Below are 5468 nucleotides of genomic sequence, written 5' to 3' on the forward strand. Positions count from 1 at the left end.
ACCCCCTCCATCATCTGATGAAGGGGGTAATCAAATAAGGTGCTGACGATGACCTACTCTCACATGGGCGAACCACACTACCATCGGCGCTAAGACGTTTCACTTCTGAGTTCGGGAAGGGATCAGGTGGTTCCATCTTGCTATTGTCGTCAGCGTAAAAGAATAACAACTTGTTATGAGTCTGTTTTTTTACTTTTAAAGTAACAGCGTTACCAAATCAAGATTAAGGTTCATCTCACACTTTACCATCAATCAACACATTAAGCAGTATCAAACCACTTGGGTGTTGTATGGTCAAGCCAAACGAGCAATTAGTATTGGTTAGCTACACATGTCGCCATGCTTCCACACCCAACCTATCAACGTCGTAGTCTACAACGGCTCTTTAGGGAAATCTTATCTTGAGGTGGGCTTCCCGCTTAGATGCTTTCAGCGGTTATCCCATCCGAACATAGCTACCCGGCAATGCGACTGGCGTCACAACCGGAACACCAGAGGTTCGTCCACTCTGGTCCTCTCGTACTAGGAGCAGATCCTCTCAAATTTCCAACGCCCACGGTAGATAGGGACCGAACTGTCTCACGACGTTCTAAACCCAGCTCGCGTACCTCTTTAAATGGCGAACAGCCATACCCTTGGGACCTGCTTCAGCCCCAGGATGAGATGAGCCGACATCGAGGTGCCAAACACCGCCGTCGATATGAACTCTTGGGCGGTATCAGCCTGTTATCCCCAGAGTACCTTTTATCCGTTGAGCGATGGCCCTTCCATACAGAACCACCGGATCACTAAGACCTACTTTCGTACCTGCTCGACTTGTGGGTCTCGCAGTTAAGCGCGCTTTTGCCTTTATACTCTTTGAACGATTTCCGACCGTTCTGAGCGCACCTTCGTACTCCTCCGTTACTCTTTAGGAGGAGACCGCCCCAGTCAAACTACCCACCATACATTGTCCTTGATGTTGTTACATCTAAGTTAGAACCCCAACATAACCAGGGTGGTATTTCAAGGATGGCTCCATAGGAACTGGCGTCCCTACTTCAAAGCCTCCCACCTATCCTACACAAGTTAGGTCAAAGTTCAATGTAAAGCTGTAGTAAAGGTTCACGGGGTCTTTCCGTCTAGCCGCGGGTACACAGCATCTTCACTGCGATTTCGATTTCACTGAGTCTCTGCTGGAGACAGCGCTGCCATCATTATGCCATTCGTGCAGGTCGGAACTTACCCGACAAGGAATTTCGCTACCTTAGGACCGTTATAGTTACGGCCGCCGTTTACTGGGGCTTCGATCAAGAGCTTCGCATACGCTAACCCCATCAATTAACCTTCCAGCACCGGGCAGGCATCACACCCTATACGTCCACTTTCGTGTTTGCAGAGTGCTGTGTTTTTAATAAACAGTTGCAGCAGCCTGGTATCTGCGACTGCCAACAGCTCAAAGAGCAAGTCTTATCACCATCGGCAGCGTACCTTCTCCCGAAGTTACGGTACCATTTTGCCTAGTTCCTTCAGCAGAGTTCTCTCAAGCGCCTTGGTATTCTCTACCTGACCACCTGTGTCGGTTTCGGGTACGATTTCTTTATGACTATCGCTTAGAAGCTTTTCCTGGAAGCATGGTATTTGCCACTTTGCCAGTAAACTGGCTTGCTATCAGATCTCAGTAATAGTCTAGCGGATTTGCCTACTAAACCTACCTACATCCTTTCACCTGGACAACCAACGCCAGGCTGACATAACCTTCTCCGTCCCTCCATCGCATCATAAACAAGTATCGGAATATTAACCGATTTCCCATCGACTACGCCTTTCGGCCTCGCCTTAGGGGTCGACTCACCCAGCCCCGATTAACGTTGGACTGGAACCCTTGGTCTTCCGGCGAACGGGCTTTTCACCCGTTTTGTCGTTACTCACGTCAGCATTCGCTCTTGTGATACCTCCAGCATACCTTACGATACACCTTCACAGGCTTACACAACGCTCCCCTACCACTTAATTGAAACAATTAAATCCGCAGCTTCGGCTCCTAGTTTGAGCCCCGTTACATCTTCCGCGCAGGCCGACTCGACTAGTGAGCTATTACGCTTTCTTTAAAGGGTGGCTGCTTCTAAGCCAACCTCCTAGCTGTCTGTGCCTTCCCACATCGTTTCCCACTTAACTAGGAATTTGGGGCCTTAGCTGGCGGTCTGGGTTGTTTCCCTCTTGACGACGGACGTTAGCACCCGCCGTCTGTCTCCCGGATATCACTCATCGGTATTCGGAGTTTGCATCGGTTTGGTAAGTCGGGATGACCCCCTAGCCGAAACAGTGCTCTACCCCCAATGGTGTTCGTCCGAGGCGCTACCTAAATAGCTTTCGGGGAGAACCAGCTATCACCGAGTTTGATTAGCCTTTCACCCCTATCCACAAGTCATCCCCTGGCTTTTCAACGACAGTGGGTTCGGTCCTCCGGTGCCTGTTACGGCACTTTCAACCTGCTCATGGATAGATCACTCGGTTTCGGGTCTATACCCTGCAACTTAATCGCCCTATTAAGACTCGGTTTCCCTACGGCTCCCCTAAACGGTTAACCTTGCTACAGAATATAAGTCGCTGACCCATTATACAAAAGGTACGCCGTCACCCAACAAGTGGGCTCCGACTGCTTGTATGCACACGGTTTCAGGTTCTATTTCACTCCCCTAACAGGGGTTCTTTTCGCCTTTCCCTCACGGTACTGGTTCACTATCGGTCAGTCAGGAGTATTTAGCCTTGGAGGATGGTCCCCCCATCTTCAGACAAGATTTCACGTGTCTCGCCCTACTTAATATGTCGCATTTGCAGTTTCGCATACAGGACTATCACCTACTATGGTTGGCTTTCCCACGCCATTTTGCTACTACAAGTTTGATCGGCTCCTCCCCGTTCGCTCGCCGCTACTTGGGGAATCTCTATTGATGTCTTTTCCTCGGGGTACTGAGATGTTTCACTTCTCCCGGTTTGCCTCCTAACCAAAGGTTAGGATAGCCAACTTATGTTGGCTGGGTTTCCCCATTCAGAAATCGCCGGGTCACAGGATATTGCCACCTCACCGACGCTTATCGCAGGCTATCACGTCTTTCATCGCCTCTGACTGCCAAGGCATCCACCATGTGCACTTCATTACTTGACCATACAACCCCAAGTAGTCTTGGTGTCATAAGGGTAATGTGTAACGATTTACCTATGTTTACGCTTGATTCAGTTCTCTTTACTTTATCCAATCACTCTCATATCAACTTGCGTCTTTATGAGTGGAGTATGATTGGAATGGTAATTTATTTGTTGGAATAAATAAATTACCCAGACTCATAATCATGTTGTTAAATAGTGTTATGAACTTCGTCAGTTCATATTAGTCATGCATAAAGCATAAATAAACTTTCTTAATCAGAAGGTTTAGTTATGTTTTATTGATGTTTAATGTGGTGGAGTTAAGGAGAGTCGAACTCCTGACCTCCTGCGTGCAAGGCAGGCGCTCTACCAACTGAGCTATAACCCCAAAATGGTGGGTCTAATAAGACTTGAACTTATGACCCCCGCGTTATCAACACGGTGCTCTAACCAACTGAGCTATAGACCCGTTTTAAACATCTTACCAAAGAACAACTTGTTGTGAATTCTTGCTAATCAGATAATTCGTTAAGGAGGTGATCCAGCCGCAGGTTCCCCTACGGCTACCTTGTTACGACTTCACCCCAGTCATCGACCCCACCGTGGTGATCGCCCTCTTGCGTTAGGCTAACCACTTCTGGTGAGATCAACTCCCATGGTGTGACGGGCGGTGTGTACAAGGCCCGGGAACGTATTCACCGCAGCATTCTGATCTGCGATTACTAGCGATTCCGACTTCATGGAGTCGAGTTGCAGACTCCAATCCGGACTACGATTGGCTTTTTGAGATTAGCATCACATCGCTGTGTAGCAACCCTTTGTACCAACCATTGTAGCACGTGTGTAGCCCTGGTCGTAAGGGCCATGATGACTTGACGTCGTCCCCGCCTTCCTCCAGTTTGTCACTGGCAGTATCCTTAGAGTTCCCGACCGAGTCGCTGGTAACTAAGGAAAAGGGTTGCGCTCGTTGCGGGACTTAACCCAACATCTCACGACACGAGCTGACGACAGCCATGCAGCACCTGTATCCAAGTTCCCGAAGGCACTAAGCTATCTCTAGCGAATTCTTGGTATGTCAAGACCAGGTAAGGTTCTTCGCGTTGCATCGAATTAAACCACATGCTCCACCGCTTGTGCGGGCCCCCGTCAATTCATTTGAGTTTTAACCTTGCGGCCGTACTCCCCAGGCGGTCTACTTATTGCGTTAACTGCGTCACTAAGTCTTTAAAAGACCCAACGACTGGTAGACATCGTTTACGGCGTGGACTACCAGGGTATCTAATCCTGTTTGCTACCCACGCTTTCGAACCTCAGTGTCAGTATGATGCCAGGAAGCTGCCTTCGCCATCGGTATTCCTCCAGATCTCTACGCATTTCACCGCTACACCTGGAATTCTACTTCCCTCTCACCTACTCTAGTCATCCAGTATCAGATGCAGTTCCCAGGTTAAGCCCGGGGCTTTCACATCTGACTTAAATGACCACCTACGCTCGCTTTACGCCCAGTAATTCCGATTAACGCTTGCACCCTCTGTATTACCGCGGCTGCTGGCACAGAGTTAGCCGGTGCTTATTCTGTAGGTAACGTCAGGGCTTGTGGGTATTAACCACAAGCTTTTCCTCCCTACTTAAAGTGCTTTACAACCAAAAGGCCTTCTTCACACACGCGGCATGGCTGGATCAGGCTTTCGCCCATTGTCCAATATTCCCCACTGCTGCCTCCCGTAGGAGTCTGGGCCGTGTCTCAGTCCCAGTGTGGCTGATCATCCTCTCAGACCAGCTACAGATCGTCGCCTTGGTAGGCCTTTACCCCACCAACTAGCTAATCCGACTTAGGCTCATCTAATAGCGAGAGCTAAAAGCCCCCTTTCACCCGTAGGTCGTATGCGGTATTAGCCATCCTTTCGGATGGTTATCCCCCACTAATAGGCAGATTCCTAAGCATTACTCACCCGTTCGCCACTAATCATATCTAGCAAGCTAGATAGTCATCGTTCGACTTGCATGTGTTAAGCCTGCCGCCAGCGTTCAATCTGAGCCATGATCAAACTCTTCAGTTTAATCTTTGTTTTGCCTAATTGATTATTTACTTAGAAAGTAAAATAAAAAGTTAGGACTTTTAATTTTGGCTCATTTATTACTAGCAAATTTGCTCATCGTGTAAATGAATTAACTTTGAGTATTTTTGCTTGATAAATGATAATTTTTTTGTTATCTTGTATTAGCAAAAATCCACACAAGTTGTTCTTTAGTTTGGATTTTAAATAGTGTCATTCGTTGTCATCCAGCGAATGAGTGCGTATTATACGCCAGTTTTATTTAATGTCAAGCATTTTTTT

Annotated in this window: 2 tRNA genes and 3 rRNA genes; all 5 read right to left on the minus strand. The window is 48.0% G+C overall.

From position 1 onward, the window contains the following. Positions 1-40: 40 nt before the first annotated feature. Positions 41-154, minus strand: a 5S ribosomal RNA gene (rrf, locus tag M2R47_RS09035). A 136-nt stretch (positions 155-290) separates the two neighbouring features. Continuing rightward, positions 291-3148 (minus strand): 23S ribosomal RNA (locus M2R47_RS09040). Between the two features lie 293 nt (positions 3149-3441). Beyond that, a tRNA-Ala gene (locus M2R47_RS09045) sits at positions 3442-3517 on the minus strand. Positions 3518-3521: 4 nt separating this feature from the next. Further along, positions 3522-3598: transfer RNA gene (locus tag M2R47_RS09050), tRNA-Ile, on the minus strand. A 60-nt stretch (positions 3599-3658) separates the two neighbouring features. Beyond that, positions 3659-5189 (minus strand): 16S ribosomal RNA (locus M2R47_RS09055). Together the 16S, 23S and 5S rRNA genes with 2 tRNA genes alongside form the textbook arrangement of a ribosomal RNA operon. Positions 5190-5468: the final 279 nt, after the last annotated feature.

The organism is Moraxella oculi, assembly GCF_023336735.1.
GTDB lineage: Bacteria > Pseudomonadota > Gammaproteobacteria > Pseudomonadales > Moraxellaceae > Moraxella > Moraxella oculi.